Source organism: Stenotrophomonas sp. 2YAF26 (assembly GCF_052114625.1).
In the GTDB taxonomy this organism is placed as follows: Bacteria; Pseudomonadota; Gammaproteobacteria; order Xanthomonadales; family Xanthomonadaceae; genus Stenotrophomonas; species Stenotrophomonas indicatrix.
Genome location: NZ_JBFRFC010000023.1, coordinates 17,804 through 43,079, shown reverse-complemented (window position 1 = coordinate 43,079; position 25,276 = coordinate 17,804). Strand labels below are relative to the sequence as shown.

The following is a 25,276-nucleotide window of genomic DNA, read 5'->3' as shown; positions in this document are numbered from 1 at the left end:
GTTGCGGGGGTGTCCGCGGCATGGATGCCGCGGCCAAGCCTACAGGGACGTATTTACGGCGTCCCCCGCAACCGGACCCACCCCGCCATCCCACGGATAGCCCGCTTTTGACGTTGACGTTGACGTTGATGTTGATTCGGCAGGTGCAGGGCGCAGCCCTGCCGAACCCCTACCTCCCCAGCACGCGGGCGATCGCTTCCACCAGCAGCTCACCGGTCACCGGCTTGCGCAGGAACCCCCCGATGCCGGCTGCTTCCACCTGTTGCTGCAGATCAGGGTCGGTGCGCGCGGTCACCGCCAGCAGCGGCAGCGTGTAACCCTGGTTGCGCAGATGCTGGGCCAGTTCGAAACCGCTCAGGCCCGGTAGATCCAGATCGAGCAGACCGACGTCGAAATCACCCGCGCTGATTTCACGCAGTGCGGCCAGCGCATGGGCAGCGTGGATCACCTCATGGCCGCGGGTGGTGAGCAGGCCACACATCACATCGGCCACGGTCGCATCGTCCTCCACCAGCAACACCCGCAGCGGCGGCATGTTGACCACAGCAGCGGCGGCATCACTGTCGGCACCACCTTCGCCGGCGGCAACCTGCTGCAGCGGCAACGGCAGGCTGACACCGAAGCAGGTACCGCTGCCCAGCTGGCTTTCCACCCGGATCCGGCCCTGCATGGCCAGTGCCAGCTCGCGGCAGATCGCCAGGCCCAGGCCACTGCCACCGTACTGCGCGGCAGTGCGCGCGCCGTCAGCCTGCTCGAAGCGCCGGAACAACCGTTGCTGCTGCTCCTGGCTGATGCCCGGACCGGTATCGCGCACCTCGAAATGCAATCCACGCGGCCCTTCCTCGCAACGCGCGTGCAGCGTGATGCTGCCGCGGCTGGTGAACTTGACCGCGTTGGACAGCAGGTTGAGCAGGATCTGCCGCACCCGCATCGCATCGCCGGTCGCCTGCAGCCCTGCAGGCAACTGGTTGTCGAGGACGAACCGCAGGCCCTTCTGTGCAGCCAGCGGCCCCATCAGCGCGGCCAGATCCTGCAGCAGGCGATTGAGCGCGAACGCATTGGACTGCAGCTCCAGGCGCCCCGATTCGATCCGCGCCAGGTCCAGCGCATCGTTGACCAGATGCAGCAGGTGCTCACCCGCATGCCGGATCGACTGGGTGTAACCGCGCTGCTGCGGATCCAGCGGCGAGGCCAGCAACAGTTCACTCATGCCCAGCACCCCGGTCATCGGCGTGCGGATTTCATGGCCGAGATTGGCAAGGAAGCGTGTCTTGGCCGCCGACGCGTGTTCGGCCAGATCCTGCTTGTGCAGGGCGAGCTGGTAGGCGTGCTGGCGCTGCAGCCGGCGCCGATACAACCAGGCGAACCAGCTGGTCAGCAGCAGTGCGATGGAGGCCAGCACCAGCAGGCCGGACAAGCTGCGCCACCATGGCGGCTGCACGTGGAATTCCAGGGTCTGCACCCGCGACCATACGTGGTCGGCCGAGCGCGCCTGTACTTCCAGCCGATAGGCGCCGGGTGGCAGGCGCGAGAACAGGCGCTCGCCTGCCGGGCCCACCTCGACCCAATCCGGGTCGTAGCCGGCCAACCGGTAGCGGTAGGTGTTGGAAGCCGAATCGGCGAAGGACAACAAGCGCGCGACGATACGCAGGTCGCGGTCACCATCGGCGATCTGCAGCGGCGTGTCATGGGTCAGGTCCAGCAGCTGCTCGTTGCGGCGCACTTCCACCCGCTCGATCACCAGCGGCGCGCGCCGGGTGGAAGGCCGCACCTGCTCGGGATCGAACACCACCACACCGGCGGGTGTACCCGCCACCATGCGCCCAGCGGCGGTGGCGATCAGGGTGTGCTCGCGGAACTCCTGGCTGGGCAGCCCATCGTGCACCCCGTACAGACGCACGCTTTCGCCATCGGCACTCACCCGCACCAGGCCACGGGCACTGGTGGCCCACGCCACGCCCTGCGCGTCGACCACCAGGCCGGTAGCGGAAATCGCCGGATAGCCCTGCTCGGCGCCCACCACCGCCTGCCTTTCCAGCCGGCCCTGGCTCCAGAGATACCGCGACAGGCGACCATCCTCGGACAACCAGACCTGCCCGTCCTTGCCGACGTGCAGGGCATACACCGCCGTGGCCGGCGCACCGGGCACCGGCTGGAAGCGCTGCGCATCCGGTTGCCATTGCAGCAGGCCGCGACTGCTTGCCAGCCAGATCCGGTCCTGCGGACCGCACTCCACGTCCAGATTGAGCTGACCGGCCTGCAGACCATCCCGGCCGTTTTCCAGCTGCCGGCGCACATGCCCATCCAGGTCACGCTGCTGCAGGCCCGCTGCCAGCATCAACCACAGGCTGTCGCCATCGCAGGTCATCATCGCCTCGATGTTGCCTTCCATGGTCGCGTCCGCGCCCGAGTCCCGCCCCCAGCGCCTCAGCTCGCCACGACGCGGGGCGTAGCGCATCAGGGCGTCGGTCGAGCCCACCCACACCTGGCCCTGCCGGTCTTCGCGCACCGAGGTCAGCCAGTGCATGCCGTTGACGAAGGTGCGGTGCTGCTCGATCACGCCCGTGCGCGGATTGAAGCGGTCCAGCGCGCCATGGCTGCCGACGGTCCACACCCCGCCATTGCTGGAGGGGCTGGTACCGAGCACATAGGAATTGCGCAGCGAGGACGGATCATCCTCCAGCCGCGAGAACACCGAGAACTGCCACCAGCGCGGAAGCAGGTGCCACAGGCCGGCATTGGTACTGGCCAGCCAGATGCCGCCTTCGCGGTCCTCATAGGCGCCGGTCCAGTTCGGCCGCACCAGGCCGCGGGCGATGGCGCTGTACAGCGGGACTGTCTGGTACCGGCCATCGATGCCTCGGCCCAGGCCGCTGCGCGTATCCAGCCAGTGCCCGCCCTGCTCGTCGCGCAGCATCATGCCCAGCACCTGGTCGCCGGCCGGCAATGTCCAGGGCACGGATTCGAAACGGCCATCCGGGCGCCGCACGGTGGCCCCGGCCAGCGTGCTGATCCAGAGGCTGCCATCCGGTTCGGCGGTCAGTCCATTGATCAGCAGGCTGGGCACCAGATCGCCGCCGATGCGTTCGAAATCGGTGCCGGTCCAGCGCGCCACGCCATGCTTGGTGCCGACCCACAGGCTGCCGTCGGCAAGCGTGGCCAGGTAGGGTACCGATGCGGCCGGTACGCTGCGCGGGTTGTTCGCTTCGGGCAGGAACCGCTGCAGACGATCATTGTTGTCCAGTCGATACAGGCCGCCCTCGTGGGTGCCAAACCAGATCGCGCCATCCGGCGTCGCAGCGAGGCTCCAGATCGTGTTGCTGCCCATCAGCGGCTGGCTGCTGCGGTCATAGAAGCGCAGCTGTCGGCGGTCGGCCGACATCCGCACCAGGCCGGCATTTTCAGTGCCGATCCACAGCTCGTTGCGGGCATCGACCAGCACGCTCCAGATGCGGTTGTCGCGCAGGCCGTCCTCGGAACGCCAGATGCGGTAGTTGCGCCCGTCGTAGCGGGCCAGGCCATCGTTGGTGGCAATCCACAGGTAGCCGTAGCGGTCTTCGGCCATGCGGTTGACGGTGTTGGATGGCAACCCATCGAACACGGTGACCTGCCGCGGCGAAGGCGGCACCGGCTGCGCGGCAGCGGGCGCCAGGCAGCACAGCAGCAGCATCAGCAGCGTCACTGCCCGCAGATACACCACCGATGGCCTCCTCACGCTGCTGTTGATGATGCCCACGCCGTGGGCGTCGGCATGGTAAACCGAAAGTTGCGGGATTCACGCCGCAGGATGCCGTACTCAGCTGATGATCTGGCGTTTACTGCGCGCCTGGGCGATCGCCGCAACCAGCAGATCGCCGGTCACTGGCTTGCGCAGGAAACCATCGAATCCGGCCGCAAGCACCTGCGTCTCGGCATAGGTGTCCGAGCGCGCAGTAACGGCCACCAACGGCAACTCGTAGCCCAGCGCGCGCAGCTGGCGGGCGATGGCGGTGCCGTCGAGTGCAGGCAGGTCGAGGTCGAGCAGCCCGACATCGAAGCCCTCGGTGGAAATCTCCGACAGCGCGCCCAGGCCATGCAGCACGTGCACCACCTCATGGCCCCGGCTGCGCAGCAGGCCGGCAATGACCTCGGCAACGGTTGCATCATCCTCGACCAGCAGGATCCGCAGTGCAGGCAGCGTCGGCAACGCCACCTCGCCATCGCTGGAGGCCTGCTGCCTGCTCCATGGCAGCGGCAGCCGCACGGCGAAACGTGCACCACGTCCCGGCTGGCTGTCGACATCGATGCGGCCGCCCATCGCCACCGCCAGCTCCTGGCAGATCGCCAGGCCCAGCCCACTGCCGCCATAGCGCGAGGCGGTACGCGGACCATCGGCCTGTTCGAAGCGGTGGAACAGGCGCTGCTGCTGCTCGGCATTGATGCCCGGCCCACTGTCGCTGACCTCGAAGGTCACCATGCCGCCGTTCTCGTCCAGGCGCGCCGCCAGACCGACATGGCCGCGCTCGGTGAACTTGATCGCATTGCCCAGCAGGTTCAGGAGGATCTGGCGGACGCGCATCTCATCGCCACTGATGCAGATCGGGCCTGGCAGGTCCCCCTCACGCTGGAAGGCCAGCCTGCGCTGCTGCGCCATCGGCTGCATCAGCGCCTGCACCTGGTCCAGCAGTCCGCCCAGGTCGAACGGCCGGATGTCCAGTTCCAGTCGGCCGGCCTCGATCCGTGCCAGGTCCAACGCGTCGTTGACCAGGCGCAGCAGATGGCTGCCGGCCTGCTGGATCGAGCCGGCATAGCTGCGCTGCACCGGGTCAAGTTCGGTGGCAAGCAGCAGTTCGCTCATGCCCAGTACGCCGGTCATCGGCGTGCGAACCTCATGGCCAAGGGTCGCCAGGAAGCGGCTCTTGGCCTGCGATGCCTGCTCGGCGATCTGCTGCTTGTGCACCGTCAACTGCCACTGCTGCCGCCGCCGCAACCGCCTGCGGATCAACCACAGCAGTGCCAACAGCAACAGCAAGCCAAGCATCACATAGCCGAAGATCGCCATGCTGCTGCGCCACCAGGGGGGCAATACCTTTATGTGCAGCTGCTGCGAGGGCGTCCACGGGCCACTGGCCGATGCGGCCTGCACCTCGATCGAATAGGCCCCGGGTGGCAGCCGCGACAACGTGCGTTGGCCAYCCCCGCCCTGTTCGACCCAGTTCTGGTCGTATCCCTCCACCCGGAACCGATAGCGGTTGCCCTGCGGGCTGGCGTAGGACAGCAGCCGCGCATCGATCTGCAGATCACGGTCATCGGGCCCCAGCAACAGCAGACCGGAGGTCGGCAGGGGCTGCCAGCCGCGCGCATCATCGCGACGGACGCGAACCTGCGCGATCACCAGTTGCGACGGTGGCAGTTCGGCATCGGCGGCATTCGGATCGAAGCCCACCATACCGGTCTGGGTAACGGCCAGTACCCGGCCATCGGCAGCGATCGCCGGCGGGCGTCCGGTGAACTCGGCATCGAGCAGGCCGTCGCGCTCGTTGAAGATCTGCAGGCGACGGTGTTTCGGATCCCAGCGCAGCAGGCCACGGGGCGTTGTCGCCCACAACTGCCCGTTGCCGGCCAGGGCCAGCCCTCCCATGCTGACCGGCGGCACGCCGGCACTGGCATCGACGCGCTGGATAAGGCGCAGGCTGAGGCCATCCCACTGGTAACGCTCAAACGCGCCCTGGCGTGCGATCCACATCTGCCGGGGATCGATCCATACCAGATCGTAGATGGGCCCCTTGGAAACGCCAGGTACTGCTTCGAAGCGCTCCCCCTGTTCGCGCCAGATGCCCATCTCCCCGACCACCCAGGCCCGCCCGGCAGCATCGAAGCGGATCTGCTCGACCGGCGCATCGGTGCTGCCTCGCAGCGTAGCCCCGTCGAAACTGCGCAACAGGCGGCCATCGGCACTTCGCTGTTGCAGGCCCAGGTTCATTACCGAGACCCATACCGTGCCATCGGGCGCCTGCCGCATCAGGTCGATCCGCTGCCGAAGATCGGCGCCGCCGCCAATGCGCCAGTCGCGCAGCACACCGGTGGCCGGATCGTAGACGCTGATGCGCCCCGCGCGGCCGAGCCAGAGCCTGCCATCGGGACGCGGCAGTACCGACCACACCGCGCCGCTACCCAGTTCGCGGTCGCTGGCCAGCAGGCTCAACGTCCCCTGTGCATCGATCTGGTAAACGCCATGGGCAGATCCGACGTAGTAGCTGCGACCGTCGCTGGCAGCACTCAACAGGTACTGGCTGTCCAGCGGCTTGCCGTCGAACTGGTACCAGGTCGAAAAGCGTCGCCAGTCGGGCGGCAGGTAAGCCAGACCCTGGGTCAACAGTGCTACCCAGAGCCCGCCCTCATGGTCCTGCAGCAGGTCGAGCACGCCACTATGGCCGGTCAGGAAGCCACTGCCACGGTCCCCTTCCAGCCTGCGCAACACCTCGCCGTCACCACGCAGCAGGCCATCGGAGGTTCCCGCCCAGTAGCCTCCGTGGCTGTCGGCCAGGACCAGTGCCGAGCGCAGGCGGGCACTGTCGGACCAGGCCGGTCGCGTCACCCGATCCTGCGCGTCGATGCGGTACAGGCCGTCGTTCTGTGTACCGACCCAGATCGCGCCATCGGCATCGCGGCTCAGCCGCAGCACACTGACCGCTTTCAGTTCCCGCGGTGCCACGGCCTCGAAGAGGTGGCCGTTCCAACGCGCCACACCGGCTTCGGTTCCCACCCACAGCCGTCCCTGCGCGTCGACCAGGCTGCTGAAGATCGTGTTGCTTGGCAGTCCGCCGGGCTGTGCCGGATCATGCTGGAAATGGCGCAACGAGCCGTCTTCGCCGAAGCGGCAGACCCCATGGCTGCTGCTGCCGATCCACAGCGCGTTCTCGGCATAGGCCAAGGTCCAGAACTGCCCTTGGCAGCCTTCGGTGACGGACTCGAAGGTCTTGAAGCGCTCGCGGTCGGCATCCAGGCGGGCCAGCCCCTTGCCGTTGATGCCAACCCACACCCGGTCGAGCGGGTCGATCAGCAGGGTTTCGATCTCGTTGCCGGGCAGTGAATCCGGTTGTGCCGGGTCGTGCTGCCAGACCCGCAGCTCCCCACCGTCATAGCGGGCCAGGCCGCCGTCGGTGGCGGCCCACACGCGGCCCTGTCGGTCTTCGGCCAGCGCCACCACCATGCGCGAGGGCAATCCCTCGGCCGCGCCGAAACGGCGCAGGCGCGGTGTTTCACCGGCCATGTCCAAGGTCGCCGCTGCAGCCGAAAGCGCCAACAGCACCAGACCTGCTCCTGCAATGCCTTGGCACCACCGGCGCCAGCCGCTCGTCATCCTGAACCCCCTGTCCTGTGCCGATTGTCACACAGGGCTGCAGCCATCGCTGCAACAGCCTGTTTCCGGCCACATCGGCACCACGAACTGTTGCAGCCGTGCACACAGCGTTGCGCAGGGGCTGTGGGTATGATCGAACGGTCTTTTTCCCGGAGCCCCCGCCGATGCGCCACTGCCTGGCCCTGCTGCCGATGCTACTTGCCATCGCCCCCGCCTGGGCGGGCAACGATGCCTACCGCATCGATCCGGTGCACACCCGGGTGCTGTTCGCGATCGACCATGCCGGCTACTCGCAGGCGCTGGGCACGATCTCCGGAAGCCAGGGCCAACTGCACTTCGATAGCGACAACTGGCGCGAGGCGACGCTGGACGTCGAGATTCCGGTAGCGCGATTGGACCTTGGCGATGCCAAGTGGAACCAGGCCACGCTGGCGCGCAGCCTGCTCGATGGCGACCGCTTCCCCACCGCACGCTTCGTCTCCCGCCATGTCGAACCGATCGACGCCCGCCATGCACGCGTACTGGGCACCCTGACCCTGCGCGGGGTCAGCCAGGAGGTCGCGCTGGAAGTGACGTTGAACCAGATCAAACGCTACCCGCTGCCACCGTTCCGGCGTACTGCGGGGTTTTCCGCTACGACGACGCTGAGCCGGCGCGCCTTCGGCATCACCGCCTGGCCTGGCGTGATCGGCGATGCGGTGCAGGTGCGGATCGAGGCTGAAGCCACCCTCGACCGCAGCGACGCTCCGGGAACTCCCATGCCTCAACCCTACTCCGACAGCCAGACGGCCACCAAGGACCCTTCATGACCGCCAAGAACACCCCCGCCGCCTGGGGGAGTGTCAGCCAGACCCTGCACTGGCTGATCGCACTGCTGATCCTCGCCCTGGGCATCGTCGGCCTGACCATGGGCGAGCTGCCCAAGACGCCCAAGTATTTCTGGGTCTATACCGCGCACAAGTCGATCGGCATCACCGTGCTGGCACTGGTGGTGCTGCGCCTGGGCTGGCGCCTGTATGCCGGTGCCCCCAAGCCGGTACCCGGCGTGCCCAGCTGGCAGGAGCGCATCGCCAGCGCCACCCACGTGCTGCTGTACGTGCTGATGTTCGCCATCCCGTTGTCGGGCTGGCTGTACGACTCGGCCAGCGGCCTGCGCCCGTTCCGCTGGTTCGGGCTGGTCGACGTGCCCAAGCTGAGCGGACCGGACCCGCAGGTCGTGGCGGTTTCCCATACCCTGCACGAATACGGCTTCTGGCTGTTGATCGCGGTGGTGCTGGCCCATGCCGGCGCTGCCTTCTACCACCACATGTTCCAGCGCGATGCCACCCTGTCCCGGATGCTGCCGCGTGGCTGGCTTGCCCCTCCCCAGAAGGACTGACCAATGAACCTGAAACTGACCACCCCGGCCGCCGTGGCTGCCGCCCTTGCCGGCATGCTCGCCACCGCACCGGTGCTCGCCGCCGATTACACCCAGGCACCTGGTGCCGGTTCGTTCCTCGCCTTTGCCACCAAATACGATGGTGAAGTGTTCACCGGCAGCTTCCCGGGCTTTGCCACCAAGCTCAGCTTCGACCCGGCCAATCCCTCCGCAGGTTCGCTGGACGTGGTTATTCCCCTGGCCGGCGCCAAGAGCGGCAACAGCGACCGCGACTCGACCCTGAAGGAAGCGGACTTCTTCAACGTCGGCAAGTTCGCTACCGCGCGCTACACCGCAAAGGGCTTCCGCGCGCTCGGCAACGACCAGTTCGCCGCCGATGGCACGCTGGAACTGCGCGGCGTGAGCAAGCCGGTCACCTTCACCTTCACCTGGAAGCCCGGCGCGCAGCCTGTGTTGACCGGCAAAGCCACGGTCAAGCGCCTGGACTTCGGTGTCGGCGGCGGCGACTGGGCCGATACCAAGACCATCCCGGACGAAACCGCGATCAGCACGATCGTGAAGTTCGACGCGAAATGAGCAACGGGCCGGGGCACGGCCCCGGCCACCTCCTGTAGTGTGCCGGCCGCTGGCCGGCAACTACATGGACCCAGGCAGCCGCTGGCCAGCGGCCGGCACTACCGCTCGGTGGCCAGCCAGGCCTGCACCGTGGCCGCATCGAATGGCCAGTCCAGCTCCCACCCACCGCGCTCATCGCGCAGCACCGGCACCCGCGCCCCATAGCGCGCCTCCAGCGCCGGCTGGTCATCGAGGAACACCGATTCGAACTCTGGCGCCCGTGCCTTGGCCAGTTCGGCCAGGGCCATGTCACACAGATGGCAGTCGTCACGCTGGAACAGGGTCAACACCGGGGTTTGCTCCCTTGGCGGAAATGCTGCGCCGCAGTCATGGAAGTGCGGCGTGAACCGCTAGAATAGCGGTCTCTCCCGGTACCCGCAGTACGGCAACCATGGCTGTCAGCACGTTCGACGTTTTCAAGATCGGCATTGGCCCGAGCTCCTCGCACACCGTCGGGCCGATGAGGGCCGCCGAGCGCTTCATCCATCGCTGGCTGCTCGACCCGGGCAAGCTTGGAGAGGTCGCGCGCATCCGTGCCGATGTGTACGGCTCGCTGGCGCTGACCGGTCGCGGCCACGGCACCGACAAGGCGATCCTGCTTGGACTGGAAGGGCAGCGCCCGAACCTGATCGACCCGGACATCATCCCGTCCACGCTGGAACGCATCCGCAGCAGCAAGCGGATCATGCTGATGGGCCAGCACGAGATCGCCTTCGACGAAAAGCGCGACCTCGGCCTGAACAAGCGGCAGAAGCTGCCCTACCACACCAACGGCATGCGCTTCACCGCGTACAACGCCGATGACGAAGTGCTGGCCACCCGCGACTACTATTCGGTCGGCGGTGGCTTCGTGGTCAACCAGGACGACGCGGCCGATGACCGTATCGTGCCTGATGAAACGCCGTTGCCCTACCCGTTCAAGAGCGGCGACGAGCTGCTGGCGCAGACCGCCCGCAGCGGCCTGAGCATCGCCCAGTTGATGTTCGAGAACGAGAAATGCTGGCGCAGCGAAGACGAGATCCGCGACAACCTGCGCGAGATCTGGAGCGCGATGCAGGCCTGCGTGGCGCGCGGCATCCGTGAGGAAGGCGTGCTGCCGGGTGGCCTGAAAGTGGGCCGCCGCGCACCGGCGCTGTACCGCGAGTTGTCGTCGAAGCCGGAAGCGGCGATGCGCGACCCGCTGACCACGCTGGACTGGGTCAACCTGTACGCGCTGGCCGTGAACGAAGAAAACGCCGCCGGTGGCCGCGTGGTCACCGCACCCACCAACGGCGCGGCGGGCGTACTGCCGGCGGTGCTGCACTACTTCGACCGCTTCTGCCCGGGCGCGAACGAACAGCGGGTGTTCGACTTCCTGCTGACCTCGGCGGCGATCGGCATCCTGTACAAGGAAAACGCCTCGATCTCCGGCGCCGAAGTGGGCTGCCAGGGCGAGGTCGGCGTGGCCTGTTCGATGGCCGCCGGTGGCCTGGTCGCGGCGCTGGGCGGCAACCCTAGCCAGATCGAGAACGCGGCGGAAATCGGCATGGAGCACAACCTGGGCCTGACCTGCGATCCGATCGGCGGCCTGGTGCAGATTCCGTGCATCGAGCGCAACGCGATGGGTGCGGTGAAGGCGATCAATGCCTCGCGCATGGCCATGCGCGGCGACGGCAAGCACAAGGTGTCGCTGGACAAGGTCATCAAGACCATGCGCGATACCGGCCGCGACATGCAGGACAAGTACAAGGAAACCAGCCGCGGCGGGCTGGCGGTGAACGTCATCGAGTGCTGATGATTGGCGCAGCCATGCATGGCCTGGCTCCACTGCAGGGCCGGGCATCGACCTGGCTCTGCAGAGTGCTTCCTTGTCGGACAACACCGTCCCCGCTTTCCGGTTAGGCTCAGACATCCCCTGCCCCGGAATGTCCCATGCGCGTGATTGCTGCTGCCTTGCTTGCCTGCGTTCCGTTGTCCGCTCTCGCTGCGCCAGCCTACGGGCCGCGGCTGGAGGGGTTCGATTACGGCTATCCGGTGAAGACCTTTGCGCTGGAGTCGCAGCGCCAGGCGTTGGAAATGGCCTATCTGGATGTCGCGCCGAAGAAGAAGCCGATCGGCGTGGTGGTGCTGCTGCATGGCAAGAACTTCTGCGCAGCGACCTGGAAGGAGGCGATCAAACCGCTGGTGGCGGCAGGCTACCGGGTGATCGCGCCGGACCAGGTGGGCTTCTGCAAATCCAGCAAGCCCGAGCGCTACCAGTATTCCTTCGGGCAGCTGGCCGATAATACCCATGCGCTGCTGCAGCAGCTGCAACTGGGTGACGTGCCGGTGCACGTAGTCGGGCATTCGATGGGTGGCATGCTGGCCATCCGCTATGCGCTGATGTATCCGCAGGACATGCGCAGTCTTTCGCTGGTCAATCCGATCGGGCTGGAAGACTGGAAGGCGCTGGGCGTGCCCTGGCGCAGCGTGGACGCGTGGTATGCCGGCGAAATGAACATCAGCTATGACAGCATCCGCCGCTACCAGCTGGAGGTGTACTACGACGGCAAGTGGAAGCCGGCGTATGAACCGTGGGCGCGCATGCAGTCGGGCATGTACGAAGGCGCGGGCAAGCAGCAGGTGGCCTGGAGCCAGGCGCTGACGTCGGACATGGTGTTCAACCAACCCGTCGTCTACGAACTGAAGAACCTGCAGGTGCCGACCACCTTGTTCATCGGCCAGAAGGACCGCACGGCGATCGGCCGTGACCAGGCATCGCCCGAACTGAAGGCGACGCTGGGCAACTACCCGGCACTGGGCAAATCGGCAGCGGCGGCGATACCCGGCTCAACCCTGGTCGAGTTCGCAGCACTGGGCCATTCGCCGCAGGTGCAGGACCCGAAGCAGTTCAATGCGGCGTTGTTGAAGGTGCTCAAAGCGCGTTGAGGTTCCATAACCGCCGGGCGTGGTCCGGCGCTACACACGCCCTCGGTAGAGCCAGGCCATGCCTGGCTGCAGTGCGTCGATCAGCCGCTTACCCCACGATCCGCAGCACGTCATCCAGCAGCGCGGCTGCGGTCACTTCCGCGCCAGCGCCCGGTCCCTGGATCAACAGCGGCTGTGAGCGATAGCGATCGCTGTGGATGGCCACGCGGTTGTCGGTGCCCGCGCCCTGCGCCAGCGGATGGTCGGCAGCCAGCTCACGCAGGCCCACCTGCGCACCCTCGCCATCGACGCGCCCGACAAAACGCAGCACCCGGCCGTTGTGGCGCGCCCGCTGCCAACGTGCCTGCAGCGGTGCATCCAGCTGCTCCAGCGCATTCACTGCATCTTCCAGCGGCAGCGCAGCCAGCGCATCCGGCACCAGTGAGTCGACCTGCACCTGCGACGCGTCCAGCGCCAATCCGCTGCTGCGGGCCAGGATCAACAGCTTGCGGCGCACATCCTCGCCGGAAAGATCCAGCCGCGGGTCCGGCTCGGTGTAGCCGGCCGCCAGCGCTTCACGCACCGCCGCCGAGAACGGCGACTGGCCGTCATAACGATTGAACAGCCACGCCAGCGAACCGGAAAGCACGCCCTCGATGGCATGGATGTGGTCGCCACCGGCAACCAGCGCGCGCAGGCTGCTGAGCAACGGCAGGCCGGCGCCGACGGTGGCGCTGTCGCCGTAACGCGCACCACTGTCGGCGCAACGATCGGCGATGGCCTGCGCGCGCGACAGCTGCGCACCGCAGCCAAGCTTGTTGGCGGTCACCACGTGCACACCGCGCGCCAACCACTGCACGTGGCGCGCCGCTACATCTTCGCTGGCGGTGGCATCGACCACCACGTCGCCACGCTCCAGCCCTTCTGCGCTGGCCCACGGCGGCGAACTCTGCCCATCACGCGGCGCACGCCGTGCCAGTTCCAGCGGCAACGCCAGATCGCGGTCGATCGCCAGCGCGGTGCGTGAATTGGCCAGCCACTGCACGCTGGGCAGTTCCAGCCCACGCGCCTGCAACGCCTGGTAGCGCTGCACGAAGGCCGAACCGACGGTGCCGGTTCCGAGCAGCGCCAGGCGGCCAGTACCCAGCAGCGGAATCTCGACAGGCAAAGCGCTCATGCGTCTGCCACCTGTTTGCCGCGTGCCACCGTATCGATCACCGCCTCGGCGCGCGCCAGAGCGCTGCCCAGATCAGCCAGCAGGTCGCGCTCGCCCTCGATACCGACCGACAGACGCAGCAGGCCTTCACTGATGCCCGCAGCCGCGCGTGCTTCGGCAGTCATTGCGGCGTGGGTCATGGTCGCCGGGTGTGCGATCAGGCTTTCCACGCCTCCCAGCGACTCGGCCAGCGTGAAGTAACGCAGGCCATCGACGAACGCACGTACAGCAGCATGCGGATCATCGCCGGCACAGCTGGCCAGTTCGAAGGACAGCATCGCGCCGAAACCACTCTGCTGACGCGCGGCAACGGCGTGGCCCGGATGATCGGCCAGGCCCGGGTAGTAGACCTTGGCCACCGCAGGATGCGCATCAAGCAGCGCCACGATCGCGGCGGTGTTTTCCTGGTGCGCGCGCAGGCGTGCATCCAGCGTACGCAGGCCGCGCAGGGTCAGGAACGCATCGAACGGTGAGCCGGTAAGGCCCAGGGCATTACCCCACCACACCAGCTGTTCATGCACGGCGGGATCGCGGGCAATCACCGCACCACCGACCACGTCGCTGTGGCCGTTGATGTACTTGGTGGTGGAGTGCAGCACCAGGTCCGCGCCGAACGACAGCGGTTGCTGCAATGCCGGCGACAGGAACGTGTTGTCGACCACCACCAGCGCACCGGCTTTGTGCGCCGCGTCGATCACGAAGCGCAGGTCGGTGATGCGCAGCAGCGGGTTGGACGGGGTTTCCACCAGCACCAGCTTCGGCTGCGTGGCCAGGGCCTGGGCCAGCGCGCGCGGGTCGGTCAGGTCGGCAGTGACCAGTTCGAAATGGCCTTTCTTCGCCAGCGCGTTGAACAGGCGCCAGCTGCCGCCGTACGCATCGTGTGGCACCACCAGGGTGTCGCCGGGCTGCAGCAGTGCGTTCAGCACCAGGTTGATCGCGCCCATGCCGGTGGCGGTCACCACACCGCCGGCGCCGCCTTCCAGTTCGGCCAGCGCTTCACCCAGCAGGTCGCGTGTGGGATTGCCACTGCGGGTGTAGTCGTACTGGCGCTTGTTGCCGAAGCCTTCAAAGCTGAAGTTCGACGACAGCACGATCGGCGGAGTGACCGCGCCATGGGCGGTATCCCGATCGATGCCGGCGCGGACGGCGGCGGTGGTGCGACAACAGGACGGTTCAGCGGCGTGCAGGCTCATGCGGACTCTCCAGAAGTGCGGAAGGCGGTGGCGAGGATCGCGTCGATGCGATCGGTTTCTTTCAGGAAGGCGTCGTGACCGTAGGGCGAGCGCAGCACGCGCAGGCTGCCGCGTGGGCCCAGTCCCTCGACCAGGCCGACCAGGTCGGCAAGCGGAACCAGGCGGTCGCCTTCAACGGCAACCACCACGGTCGGCGGCAGGATCGCGCTCGGGTCCACGCGGTGCAGGTCGATCGACTCGGACAGGCGCAGGTAGGCATTGACCGGCGTGCGCGCCACGTACTGCGCGCCAGCGGCGTCGAGGTAATCTTCGGCGGCGACACGGACGCGGCCATTGACCACTTCCGGTGCTGCGTCGAAGCGCTCGCCGAATTCTTCCGGCGTGCGGTAGCTGAGCATCGCGAACTGGCGGGCCAGCGCCAGGCCGTGGTCTTCGCCACACTGCAACTGGCCCAGCGCCACGGCACGGCGCTGCAGCGCACGCCAGGCGGCGGCATACGGGTGCGGGCGGTGCGCACCGCTGGCCAGCACCAGCTGGCGTACCCGGGCACGATGCCGGATCGCGAACTGCTGGCCGACCAGCGCACCATASGAATAGCCGACGAATGCCTTCAGCGCGCGAATGCCGAGGTGGTCCAGCAGCAGTGCCAACGCATCGGCCTGGTCTGCGGTATCGATCGGCACATCCAGCGCGCCGTCGGCACCGATGAAATCGAACGCGAGCACACGCAGCTGCTGCGGATCCAGTGCGCGGCCACTGCCGACCAGGCCTTCGGCCCAGCCCTTCTCGGTGAACTGCGCATTGGAGGCCACATGGCGGTGCGCGGAAATGCCGCCGGCCAGCACCACCACCGGTGCGTTGACGGGACCGACCCACTCGTAGCGCAGGCGTACCGGGCAAGGGCCGGCATGACGCATCGACAGCACGGCGGCGAACTCGCCGCGCTCGGCGTGCACGCGGTCATCGACCGGCACGCTGACGGGGACAAAGGGTTCGGGGCGAAGCACGGTGCTGGTGGCGAAGCTCATGGCTGGTTCCGGTAGGGAAATCGGCCATCGAGCCTTCGCGGGGCTCGCGTTCGAAGTGCACGTTGGGTGCAGGTTCGAACCATCTTTCGGTGGACGCCACGGTCCCCGCAGGATTTGGCACCTACGCAGGCGCTTTCGCGTCTGCGGGCTGCCCCGGCTTCAAAGGGCCTGTCCCTCTGCCGGTCTCGATGGTGGAGCCACGATGCCAGTCCTTTTCGGGCATGTCAATCCCTTCATACGGATAAAGAGATGGATGAATGCGAAGCCCCCACGCTTCCCCCGTCCCGACAGCTTGCGTAGAGTCCCGTCGGTCCATGTCGCTGGAGCCTCCGATGCGCCGCCTGCCCCTGTCCTGCCTCCTGCTGCCCCTGTTGGCGAGCGCCCCCGCGAACGCCGCCGACTGGCGCCAGGGCTGGGGACTGGTGCCAACGACTGCAGCTGCGCCCAGTGCCGAGGCGGCGCCGCAAGCGGCGCCGATGGCCCATCTCCGCCTGCAGTCGCTGGGCGACCAGTGGCAGGCGCGGATCGATAATCCGCTGTCCGGCCCGGTGCAGATCGAGCTGCGCGCGGCCCCCGGCACACAGGTCGAGGGCCTGCCGCTGCAGTCACTGGTGCAGGCCACCGGCAGCCTGGTAGTGGGCCATCTTCCCTCTCCTGCCAACGGCAAGGCACTGGATCTTCGTCTGCAGTCGGTGCCGGGCAATCCGGCCGCGCGCGCCGAAGACGTCGCCTATCGCCTGCCGTTCGAGGCTGCCCAGCTGCGCGTGGACCAGGCGCCGCAGGGCCGGTTCAGCCACGATGACGAGGAGAACCGCGACGCCATCGACTTTGCCCTGTCCGAAGCAACGCAGGTCCTGGCCGCCCGCGAGGGTACGGTGATGCAGGTACAGGACGGTTTCCGCGGCAATGGCCTGGACCGTGAACGCGATGCCGGACGCGCCAACTTCGTTCGTATCCTGCATAGCGACGGCAGCATGGCGATGTACGCCCACCTGCAGGCCGGCGGCATGCGCGTGCGTCCCGGCCAGGCCGTGCAGGCTGGGCAGCCGATCGGCCTGTCCGGCAACAGCGGCTACAGCACCGCCCCGCACCTGCACTTCGTGGTGCAGCTCAACCGGGGCATGGGCCTGCGTTCGGTGCCGGTGCGCATCCTCGCCCCGCAGGGCGAATTGCACTTCGCCCGTGAGGGCAGCGGCGACGCCAGCGCCGGGCGCTGACCCGCCGACGCCGGCAGGCCGGTATAATCGGGCGCTTATCTCTTTGAAAAGCGCCCCGTGCGGGCGCCACTGCCATGTCCGAAGTCGCCACCGAAGCGTCGCGTCGCCGCACGTTCGCCATCATTTCCCACCCTGACGCCGGCAAGACCACGCTGACCGAAAAGCTGCTGCTGTTCGGCGGCGCGATCCAGATGGCCGGCTCGGTGAAGGGCCGCAAGGCTGCCCGCCACGCCACCTCGGACTGGATGGCGCTGGAAAAGGAGCGCGGCATCTCCGTCACCTCCTCGGTGATGCAGTTCCCGTACGAAGGCAAGATCATCAACCTGCTCGACACCCCGGGCCACGCCGACTTCGGCGAGGACACCTACCGCGTGCTAACCGCGGTGGACTCGGCGCTGATGGTGATCGACGTGGCCAAGGGCGTGGAAGAGCGCACCATCAAGCTGATGGAAGTGTGCCGCCTGCGCGACACCCCGATCATGACCTTCATCAACAAGCTCGATCGCGAGGGCAAGGAGCCGATCGACCTGCTGGATGAGGTTGAAAGCGTACTCGGCATCCAGTGCGCACCGGTCACCTGGCCGATCGGCATGGGCCAGCGCCTGAAGGGCGTGGTCCACCTGATCACCGGCGAAGTGCATCTGTACGAGCAGGGCCGCAACTTCACCCGTCAGGATTCGACCATCTTCCCGTCGATCGATTCGCCCGGGTTGGCCGAGAAGATCGGCGAGCGCATGCTGGCCGACCTGCGCGACGAACTGGAACTGGTGCAGGGTGCCAGCCACCCGTTCGACCTGCAGGCCTACCGGGCCGGCAAGCAGACCCCGGTATTCTTCGGTTCGGGCGTGAACAACTTCGGCGTGCAGCCGCTGCTGGACTTCTTCGTCGAGCACGCACCGTCGCCGCAGGCGCGCTCCACCACCGGCCGCGAAGTCGCCCCGCAGGAGCCGAAGCTGACCGGCTTCGTGTTCAAGATCCAGGCCAACATGGATCCGCAGCACCGTGACCGCGTGGCCTTCATGCGCGTCTGCTCGGGCCGGTTCACTGCCGGCATGAAGACCCTGCACGTTCGCACCGGCAAGGACATGAAGCTGGCCAATGCGCTGACCTTCATGGCCAGCGACCGTGAAATCGCCGCCGAGGCGTGGCCGGGCGATGTCATCGGCATCCACAACCACGGCACCATTTCCATCGGCGACACCTTCACCGAAGGCGAGGCGATCACCTTCACCGGCATCCCCAACTTCGCCCCGGAACTGTTCCGTCGCGCCCGCCTGCGCGATCCGCTCAAGCTCAAGCAGCTGCAGAAGGGCCTGGCACAGCTGTCCGAGGAAGGCGCCACCCAGTTCTTCCGTCCGCTGACCAGCAATGACCTGATCCTGGGTGCGGTGGGCGTGCTGCAGTTCGATGTGGCCGCTTACCGCCTGAAGGACGAATACGGCGTGGAAGCCACCTTCGAGCAGGTCAGCGTGACCACGGCGCGCTGGGTCCACTGCAGCAACGAGAAGAAGCTGGAGGAGTTCCGCGAGAAGAACGCGCTGAACCTGGCCCTCGACGCGGCCGGCCACCTGGTCTACCTGGCGCCGACCCGGGTCAACCTGCAGCTGGCGCAGGAACGTGCGCCGGACGTGCGTTTCTCGGCAACCCGCGAAGCCGCGCATACGGTCACCGGCAACTGATTGCAGCGACCATACGGTGGCGGGGGTGCACGCGCCCGCCATCGCGGCGATGATAGGGGGGTGCAGGTCCCCCTCCCTGCAGACGATGCCCATGCCATGTCCACGACTTCCGCTGTTTCGATCCGTGAAGAAATTGCCAGCGCCCTGACCCACGGGCTGGGCGCGGTGCTTGCCCTGGCCGCCAGCGCGGTACTGATCACCCTGGCTGCGATCTACGGCGATGGCTGGCAGCTGGCCAGCGCGATCGTGTTCGGCATCGCCCTGCTGCTGCTGTACACCGCCTCCACGCTATACCACGCCATCCAGCACCCGCAGGCCAAAGGCCGCCTGAAGGTGTTCGACCATTGCGCGATCTATGTGCTGATCGCCGGTACCTATACCCCGTTCACCCTGATCGGCCTGCGCGGCCCCTGGGGTTGGGGCATGTTCACCGCGATCTGGGCGCTGGCGCTCGGCGGCGTGGTGTTCAAGCTGTTCTACACCGGCCGCTTCAAGCTGTTGTCCACGGTGATCTACATCGCCATGGGCTGGCTGGTGGTGGTGGCCATCAAGCCGATGTGGGCCTCGATCGATGGTGGCACCCTGGCTTGGCTGTTCGGCGGCGGCCTGTCCTATACGCTGGGCACGTACTTCTACCACCGCGAATCCATCCCCTATTCGCACGCGATCTGGCATCTGTTCGTGATCGGTGGCAGCGTCTGCCACTTCGTCGCCGTGACCCGACAGGTGCTGTGATCCCGTATTGAGGGTAACGCCAGGCCCCTGGCCGGCGAGCAGGCACCGGCTCTGCACACGATGCATATGATCGCTTCGCGCCCCGTCCACCCCGACGGGGCAACCATGGCGGTGTGAATGCTGCCTCTGCTCCTGCTGATTCCAAGGCGCCGCGCTGGCGCCTGCGTCGCCCCGGTCCCCGCGGGCAGCGCTGGCTCGCCGTGCTGGTGTTCCTGTTCGCAGCACTGCTGGTCCTCATCGCCCTGTGGGACTGGAACTGGTTCAAAGGCCCGGTCGAACGTGCGGTGCAGGCGCGTACCGGGCGCGCCCTGCACATCGGCAACCTGGATGTCGAACTCGGCCGTACCACCACCGTGCGCGCCGATACCCTCACCTTCGCCAATGCGCCTTGGGCGAAACAGCCGAACATGGCCAGCGCAGACCGGGTTGAGATCGACGTGCGGGTGTGGCCCCTGCTGCGCGGCAACGTGCAACTGCCCGAGATCCGCCTGACCCGCCCTGACGTGCTGCTCGAGACGGCTCCACGCAAGGGCGACCCGGGCAACTGGAGCTTCCTCGGCGAGAGCAGGGGCGGCACCACACCGCAGCTCAAGCGCCTGCACATCGACGATGGTCGCCTGCAGTTCCTCGACGCACTCGGCCGCACCGACATCCTGGTGAACGTGCGTAGCGGGCAACCGAAACAGGCCGACGCTGCACCACCGTTGCTGGTGGCCGGCAAGGGCCGCTGGCGGGGCAATCCCTTCATCCTGAGCGGCGGCACCGAATCGCCGCTGGAGCTGACCGACAGCGCCCATCCTTTCCGCATCCATCTGGATGGCCGCGCTGGCGCGACCCATGCCGTCGCCACTGGCACCCTGACCAACCCGTTCCAGCTGCAGGTGTTCGACCTGCAGTTCGCGCTGAGCGGGCAAGACCTGGCCGATCTGTATCCATTACTGGGCATCGCCATTCCGCCCTCCCCGCCCTACGCACTGGATGGCCGGCTGAAGCGTGATCACCAGGTGTGGCGTTACGAGCGCTTCACCGGAAAAGTCGGCGACAGCGACCTGGGCGGCGATGTGCAGTTCGATGTCTCCAGGGAACGCCCCCGGATGACCGCGAACCTGGTGTCGCGCCGCCTCGATTTCGATGACCTTGCAGGCTTCGTCGGTGCCCCCCCGAAGACCGGTGGCGGCGAGACCGCCAATGCAGAACAGCGGGCCGAGGCCGCACGTGTGGCCGCCAGCGCAAAGGTGTTGCCGGCCACGCCGTATAACCTCGGCAAGCTTCGCGCGATGGATGCCGACGTACGCTGGAAGGCCCAGCGCATCAATGCGCCGAAGCTGCCGCTGGACGACATGGATGCACACCTGCTGTTGGATGATGGTGTACTGCGGCTGGACCCGCTGAACTTCGGCGTTGCTGGCGGCGACATCCGCAGCACGATCCGCATGGACGCACGTCGCCCGCAGATCGCAACCTCGTTGAAAGCCAGCGTGCGCGGCGTGCAGCTGGGCCAGTTGTTCCCCGATGCCAAGCTGGCCGAGCAGGCCAAGGGGGGGATCAGCGGCGCCATTGATCTGACCGGCAACGGCAACTCGATCGCGGCGATGCTCGGCAGCAGCAGCGGCAACGTGGCGTTGGGCATGGGCCGCGGCCATGTCGGCAACCTGCTGATGGAAGTGGCGGGGCTGGACATCACCGAGTCGCTGAAATTCCTGTTCACCGGCGACAAACAGATTCCCCTGCGCTGCGCCTTCGCCGATTTCGGCGTGCGCGAGGGCTTGATGCATACCCGGTCGATGGCAGTGGACACCACCGATACGATCATCCTCGGCGAGGGCGATGTCAGCCTGCGCGATGAAACACTGGACCTGCTGCTGAAGCCACGGCCGAAGGACAGGAGCATCCTGGTGCTGCGCTCGCCGCTGCGCATCGGCGGCACCTTCAAGGACCCGTCGTTCCGCCCGGACTTCAAGGCGCTGGGTATCCGGGGTGCGGTGGCGTTGACGCTGGGCAGCATCGCGCCGCCGGCGGCACTGCTGGCCACCATCGAACTGGGGCCGGGCAAGGATGCCGACTGCGGTGGGCACTACGCGAAGTAGAGCGGGCGTTCGCGGCGCCTTTGTTTTCCGTGCGGAGAGCCGAAGCAAGGCGACAGGCAGGACACGCCGTAAACCCCGCTCCGCGGTCCGGCCCAGCCGCTGGCGGCTGTGCGTTCGGCCGCTTGCGAAGCAGTGCTTCGCAAGCAAAGCGCCCTCACCCATGGGGGCTCGGTCGGCGCATCCATGCGCCTCACGGTCCTGCCTGCCGCCTTGCTCCGGCTTCGGACAGTTTCCCGCGCGCGCGAAACGAGAGCAGGAATTCAAAGTCAAAAGAAAAGAAAAAAGCAGAATCCAAAGCTGTGCCAACCGAGGTTGGCATCTACCAACGGCGGATTGTCGGGATGAAAGCCACCGCGCTCGCAGGAACGTGTCCTGAGGCGGAGGGTATGGCCGTGCAGGACCGTTGGCGCCATGGGCCCGGCGCATGCGCCGGGCGGGTTGGGCAGGACGCCAAACCCCGGTCTTGCCGTGTGCGCAGGACAGCGCACACGAGCAAGGCGCCATCGAGCCCCCAGGGATGGGTTTACGGCGTGTCCTGCACGGCGATACCCTCCGCCTCCCCGCACATCAGGCAGGCGCCGCTTTGCTTTTGCACTTGCCGTTGCTCCGGCTTCGAAAAGCGGGCCGGCGGGCCGCAGGCCCGCCAGCGACAGAACTCACCCCGCCACGATGTACTGCTGCAGCTGATCCAGCTCGCGCCGCTGCGCATCGATCACCGACTTCACCAGGTCACCGATGGAAATCACCCCCAGTACCTGCCCGCCCTCGACCACCGGCAGATGGCGGATGCGGTAATCGGTCACCAGTTGCAGGCAGTGTTCCACCTGCTCAGCGGGACTCACTGTCACTACTTTCGCGGTCATGATCTCCGACACAGCGGTATCGCGCGACGAACGATCGTGTAGCACGATCTTGCGTGCGTAATCACGCTCGGACAGGATCCCGACCAGCCGGGGTCCGTCCATCACCAGCACCGCACCGATGCCCTTCTGCGCCATCAGCCGGATCGCATCGATCACCGCCGCGCCAGGTGCGACCGCATGCACTTCAGGGGACTTGCCGTCCAACAGTTGCCGTACCGACGTCATCTGCCTGCCCTCCCAGGGTGGGTTGCAGGTCCGAGTCTGCCACGGAAGGGGCCAACCATGCGTCAACCAGGTACAACGGCCGTTGCTTGGATTCCTCGTAGAGACGCCCCAGGTACTCACCGATCAGCCCCAGCGCGATCAACTGCACGCCCCCCAGGAACAGGATCACCGCCATCATGGTCGGCCACCCGGCCACACGGTCGCCGTACATCGCCGCCTTGGCGATCACCCAGATGGCAAATACGAAGGCAACGCCCGCTGTGGCCAGCCCCATGTAGGTGGCCGCCCGCAGCGGGACCGTCGAAAAACCGGTAATGCCTTCCAGTGCGAAGTTCCACAGCCGCCACAGGCTGAACTTGCTGGTGCCGGCCAAGCGGGCGTGCCGGTGATACGGCACCGCCACGCGGCGGAAACCAACCCAGCTGAAGAGCCCCTTCATGAACCGGTGGCGTTCGCGCATCTCGCGCAGTGCGCTCAGCGCGCGCGGCGACAACAAACGGAAATCGCCGGTATCGGCCGGAATGGGCGTGCGCGAAAGGCGGCCTATCACCCGGTAGAACATCGACGCGGTCGCACGCTTGCTCCAGCTTTCACCGTCGCGCACCAGGCGGGTGCCGTAGACGTTGTCGTAGCCCTCCCGCCAACGCTCGACGAACTGCGGCACCAGTTCCGGCGGGTCCTGGCCATCGGCGTCGAGGATCATCGCCGCGCCTTCGCGAACCTGGTCCAGGCCGGCGGTCAGCGCGGCCTCCTTGCCGAAGTTGCGCGACAGCTTCAGGGCCGATACCCGCGGGTCAGTCTGGGCCAGCGACGTGATCAACGACCAGGTCGTGTCACTGCTGCCATCATCCACGTACAGGATGTGCCCATCGATTCCGACCAGGCCATCCAGTACCGCGCACAGCCGCGGATGCAGCTGGGGCAGTGCCAGTTCCTCGTTGTGCGCGGCGATGACGAAAGTAAGGCGTTCGCGAGTCATCGCGCGATTGTACGTGGTTGACGGGCGCGCAGCCCGTCAGTCAACGGTTCCAGGCACCTGCTTGCCGTACGAATACCGAGGTACCACCAGCACCGCTCGTGCCCCTCAGTCTTCCGCCAGATACCCCGCTCCACCCAGCTGCCTTGCCTGGCGCTGGATCCACGACGCACGCCGCTGCACGTAGGGGCCTGGCTTGGCCGCGTTGTAGCGGCGCGGCGCCGGCAGCACGGCCGCCAGACGTGCACTCTCCGCAGGGCTCAGCCGCGCGGCGTCCTTGCCCCAGAATGTCTGCGCCGCCGCCTGTGCGCCATACACGCCGTCGCCGAACTCGGCGATGTTGGCGTACATCTCCAGGATCCGCTGCTTCGGCCAGAAGGCTTCGATCAGCACCGTGTACCAGACCTCCAGGCCCTTGCGGATCCAGCTGCGGCCCTGCCACAGGAACAGGTTCTTGGCCACCTGCTGGCTGATCGTGCTGGCCCCGCGCAGGCGTCCGCCCCGCGCGTTGTGGTCGCGCGCCTTTTCAATGGCCTGCAGGTCGAATCCGCTATGGTCAGGGAAGCGCTGGTCCTCGGCGGCCACCAGCGAGATGGGCAGGCTCGGCGCCATCTGGTCAAGGTCCCGCCACTGGTAGTGCAGCCGGTAGGACCAGTCACCTTCACCCAGTGCCTCGCCGAAACGCCAGACCATCACCGTGGACAGCGGCGGATCGATGAAACGCAGCACCAGCACCTGCAGGCAGCTGAAAGCCACGAACAGCACCGGCAGCCACAGCAGCCGCTTCCAGCGCCAGCGCCTGCGCGGCGCCGTGTCGGCGGCGGCCACTACCTTGTCCTGCTCTCCCCCTGCCCCCATTACTGGTGCATCCTTCTTATGCCTGGTTGTCGGCGCATTATCCGGCAACCATCCCTGTTTCCGCGCGATGTGAGCCGATGACCGCCCAATCCGATTCCCTTATCCGTTTCCTGCTCCCCGACGCCGGTGTCCGTGGCGTCCACGTGCGCCTGCAGACCACCTGGCAGGACATCCAGTCCCACGGCGAGTATCCGGACAGTGCAACCGAGCTGCTCGGCGAGGCCTGCGTGGCGTCGGCGTTGTTCACCGGCCACACCAAGGTGGACGGCCGCCTGTCGATCCAGCTGCGCAGCAATACCGCCCTGCGCACCCTGTTCGCCGAATGCACCGCCGCCGGCACCCTGCGCGGCATCGTCCAGCTGGCTGAAGGCGGCGACGCCCCCCGCGACCTGACCGACCTGGGCCAGGATGCCCTGCTGGCCATCACCATCGAGAATCCCGGCCTGGATCCGCGTGAACCGCAGCGCTACCAGAGCCTGGTCGCACTGACCGCACCGGAACTGGATGAAGCGTTCGAGGACTACTTCCGCCAGTCCGAGCAGTTGCCGACGCGGCTGCTGCTGGCCGCCGGCCGCGACGGCGCTGCCGGCCTGCTGCTGCAGAAGCTGCCTGGCGACGAGGGCGACGACGACGGTTGGGCCCGCGCCAGCGCACTGTTCGACACCCTGGGCAAGGCCGAGCTGCTGGCCACCCCTGCCGAGGAACTGCTGCACCGCCTGTTCCACGAGGAGAAGGCAGAGCTGGTGGGTGACAAGGCCCTGTCCTTCGCCTGCTCCTGCTCGCGTGAACGGGTCGCCTCGATGCTGTTCTCGCTGGGCGAGGAAGAGGCCCGTGCCGCTGCCGAAGACACCGGCGCGGTGGACGTACGTTGCGAATTCTGCGGACAGGAGTATCACTTTCCGTTGACGGAGTTCGGCATACTGTTCCACGGTGCCCAGGGGGCTGTACCGGCACCTGAACGTCTTCAGTAAAAACGAA

Annotated in this window: 19 protein-coding genes and 1 riboswitch; of the genes, 10 read left to right on the top strand and 9 right to left on the bottom strand. The window is 67.0% G+C overall.

The genetic code is table 11. The features are described from left to right. Positions 1–169: 169 nt before the first annotated feature. Positions 170–3,700, bottom strand: a complete 3,531-nt coding sequence (locus AB4Y98_RS18670; RefSeq protein WP_442244904.1) for a two-component regulator propeller domain-containing protein — start codon at positions 3,698–3,700, stop codon at positions 170–172. Between the two features lie 96 nt (positions 3,701–3,796). Continuing rightward, positions 3,797–7,342 (bottom strand): ATP-binding protein, encoded by a 3,546-nt coding sequence (locus tag AB4Y98_RS18665; protein ID WP_442244903.1) that lies wholly within the window; start codon positions 7,340–7,342, stop codon positions 3,797–3,799. A gap of 164 nt (positions 7,343–7,506) precedes the next feature. On the opposite strand from AB4Y98_RS18665, the gene AB4Y98_RS18660 reads away from it, so the two are divergent. From AB4Y98_RS18660 to AB4Y98_RS18650, 3 genes are read left to right on the top strand one after another with little or no spacing between them, the layout of a single operon-like run. Next, complete coding sequence (locus tag AB4Y98_RS18660) at positions 7,507–8,151, top strand: YceI family protein (RefSeq protein ID WP_394198030.1); 645 nt, start codon at positions 7,507–7,509, stop codon at positions 8,149–8,151. Next, entirely contained in the window at positions 8,148–8,720 is a 573-nt protein-coding gene (locus AB4Y98_RS18655) for a cytochrome b (protein WP_312108391.1), read from the top strand. The genes AB4Y98_RS18660 and AB4Y98_RS18655 overlap by 4 nt, the downstream gene beginning before the upstream one ends. 3 nt (positions 8,721–8,723) lie before the next feature. Beyond that, entirely contained in the window at positions 8,724–9,296 is a 573-nt protein-coding gene (locus AB4Y98_RS18650; protein ID WP_223496185.1) for a YceI family protein, read from the top strand. 98 nt (positions 9,297–9,394) lie between these two features. Here the strand turns inward: AB4Y98_RS18650 and AB4Y98_RS18645 are convergent, their stop codons facing one another. After that, complete coding sequence (locus tag AB4Y98_RS18645; protein ID WP_312108388.1) at positions 9,395–9,625, bottom strand: glutaredoxin family protein; 231 nt, start codon at positions 9,623–9,625, stop codon at positions 9,395–9,397. A gap of 101 nt (positions 9,626–9,726) precedes the next feature. Here AB4Y98_RS18645 and AB4Y98_RS18640 point away from each other — a divergent pair, with 101 nt between their 5' ends. After that, positions 9,727–11,109 carry an L-serine ammonia-lyase gene (locus AB4Y98_RS18640; protein WP_100460060.1) on the top strand — a complete coding sequence of 461 codons (1,383 nt, stop codon included), beginning with the start codon at positions 9,727–9,729 and terminating at the stop codon, positions 11,107–11,109. Between the two features lie 137 nt (positions 11,110–11,246). Next, the gene (locus AB4Y98_RS18635; RefSeq protein WP_442244902.1) at positions 11,247–12,242 is read left to right on the top strand and encodes an alpha/beta fold hydrolase; all 996 of its coding nucleotides are present in this window, start codon (positions 11,247–11,249) and stop codon (positions 12,240–12,242) included. An 88-nt stretch (positions 12,243–12,330) separates the two neighbouring features. On the opposite strand, the gene AB4Y98_RS18630 is transcribed toward AB4Y98_RS18635, so the two are convergent. The 3 genes from AB4Y98_RS18630 to metX are packed head-to-tail and all read right to left on the bottom strand — an operon-like array spanning position 12,331 to position 15,658. Continuing rightward, a complete protein-coding gene (locus AB4Y98_RS18630) occupies positions 12,331–13,398 on the bottom strand; it encodes a homoserine dehydrogenase (protein ID WP_442244901.1) in 1,068 nt (355 codons plus the stop codon). Then, on the bottom strand, positions 13,395–14,630 hold the full coding sequence (locus AB4Y98_RS18625) for an O-succinylhomoserine (thiol)-lyase (protein WP_442244900.1): 1,236 nt from the start codon (positions 14,628–14,630) through the stop codon (positions 13,395–13,397). The genes AB4Y98_RS18630 and AB4Y98_RS18625 overlap by 4 nt, the downstream gene beginning before the upstream one ends. Continuing rightward, complete coding sequence (metX, locus tag AB4Y98_RS18620; protein ID WP_312787834.1) at positions 14,627–15,658, bottom strand: homoserine O-succinyltransferase MetX; 1,032 nt, start codon at positions 15,656–15,658, stop codon at positions 14,627–14,629. Before metX ends, AB4Y98_RS18625 begins: the two co-directional genes overlap by 4 nt. Positions 15,659–15,734: 76 nt before the next feature. Then, positions 15,735–15,853: riboswitch (SAM riboswitch) on the bottom strand. Between the two features lie 137 nt (positions 15,854–15,990). On the opposite strand from metX, the gene AB4Y98_RS18615 reads away from it, so the two are divergent. The 4 genes from AB4Y98_RS18615 to AB4Y98_RS18600 all read left to right on the top strand — a co-directional run bounded on the left by AB4Y98_RS18615 (position 15,991) and on the right by AB4Y98_RS18600 (position 21,376). Next, positions 15,991–16,875, top strand: coding sequence for a M23 family metallopeptidase (locus AB4Y98_RS18615; RefSeq protein ID WP_363732110.1), 885 nt, complete (start codon positions 15,991–15,993; stop codon positions 16,873–16,875). A 74-nt stretch (positions 16,876–16,949) separates the two neighbouring features. Next, positions 16,950–18,554, top strand: a complete 1,605-nt coding sequence (locus AB4Y98_RS18610; RefSeq protein ID WP_089236493.1) for a peptide chain release factor 3 — start codon at positions 16,950–16,952, stop codon at positions 18,552–18,554. Positions 18,555–18,650: 96 nt separating this feature from the next. Next, complete coding sequence (gene trhA, locus AB4Y98_RS18605; RefSeq protein ID WP_312107132.1) at positions 18,651–19,289, top strand: PAQR family membrane homeostasis protein TrhA; 639 nt, start codon at positions 18,651–18,653, stop codon at positions 19,287–19,289. 113 nt (positions 19,290–19,402) lie between these two features. Continuing rightward, positions 19,403–21,376, top strand: a complete 1,974-nt coding sequence (locus AB4Y98_RS18600; protein ID WP_442244899.1) for an AsmA family protein — start codon at positions 19,403–19,405, stop codon at positions 21,374–21,376. Between the two features lie 656 nt (positions 21,377–22,032). On the opposite strand, the gene AB4Y98_RS18595 is transcribed toward AB4Y98_RS18600, so the two are convergent. From AB4Y98_RS18595 to mtgA, 3 genes are all read right to left on the bottom strand, one after another. Further along, positions 22,033–22,464, bottom strand: a complete 432-nt coding sequence (locus AB4Y98_RS18595) for a CBS domain-containing protein (RefSeq protein WP_223496196.1) — start codon at positions 22,462–22,464, stop codon at positions 22,033–22,035. After that, entirely contained in the window at positions 22,424–23,443 is a 1,020-nt protein-coding gene (locus AB4Y98_RS18590; protein WP_223496197.1) for a glycosyltransferase family 2 protein, read from the bottom strand. Before AB4Y98_RS18590 ends, AB4Y98_RS18595 begins: the two co-directional genes overlap by 41 nt. 105 nt (positions 23,444–23,548) lie before the next feature. Then, positions 23,549–24,298, bottom strand: coding sequence for a monofunctional biosynthetic peptidoglycan transglycosylase (mtgA, locus tag AB4Y98_RS18585; protein ID WP_223496198.1), 750 nt, complete (start codon positions 24,296–24,298; stop codon positions 23,549–23,551). Positions 24,299–24,375: 77 nt separating this feature from the next. Here mtgA and hslO point away from each other — a divergent pair, with 77 nt between their 5' ends. Further along, on the top strand, positions 24,376–25,269 hold the full coding sequence (gene hslO / locus AB4Y98_RS18580) for an Hsp33 family molecular chaperone HslO (RefSeq protein WP_442244898.1): 894 nt from the start codon (positions 24,376–24,378) through the stop codon (positions 25,267–25,269). Positions 25,270–25,276: the final 7 nt, after the last annotated feature.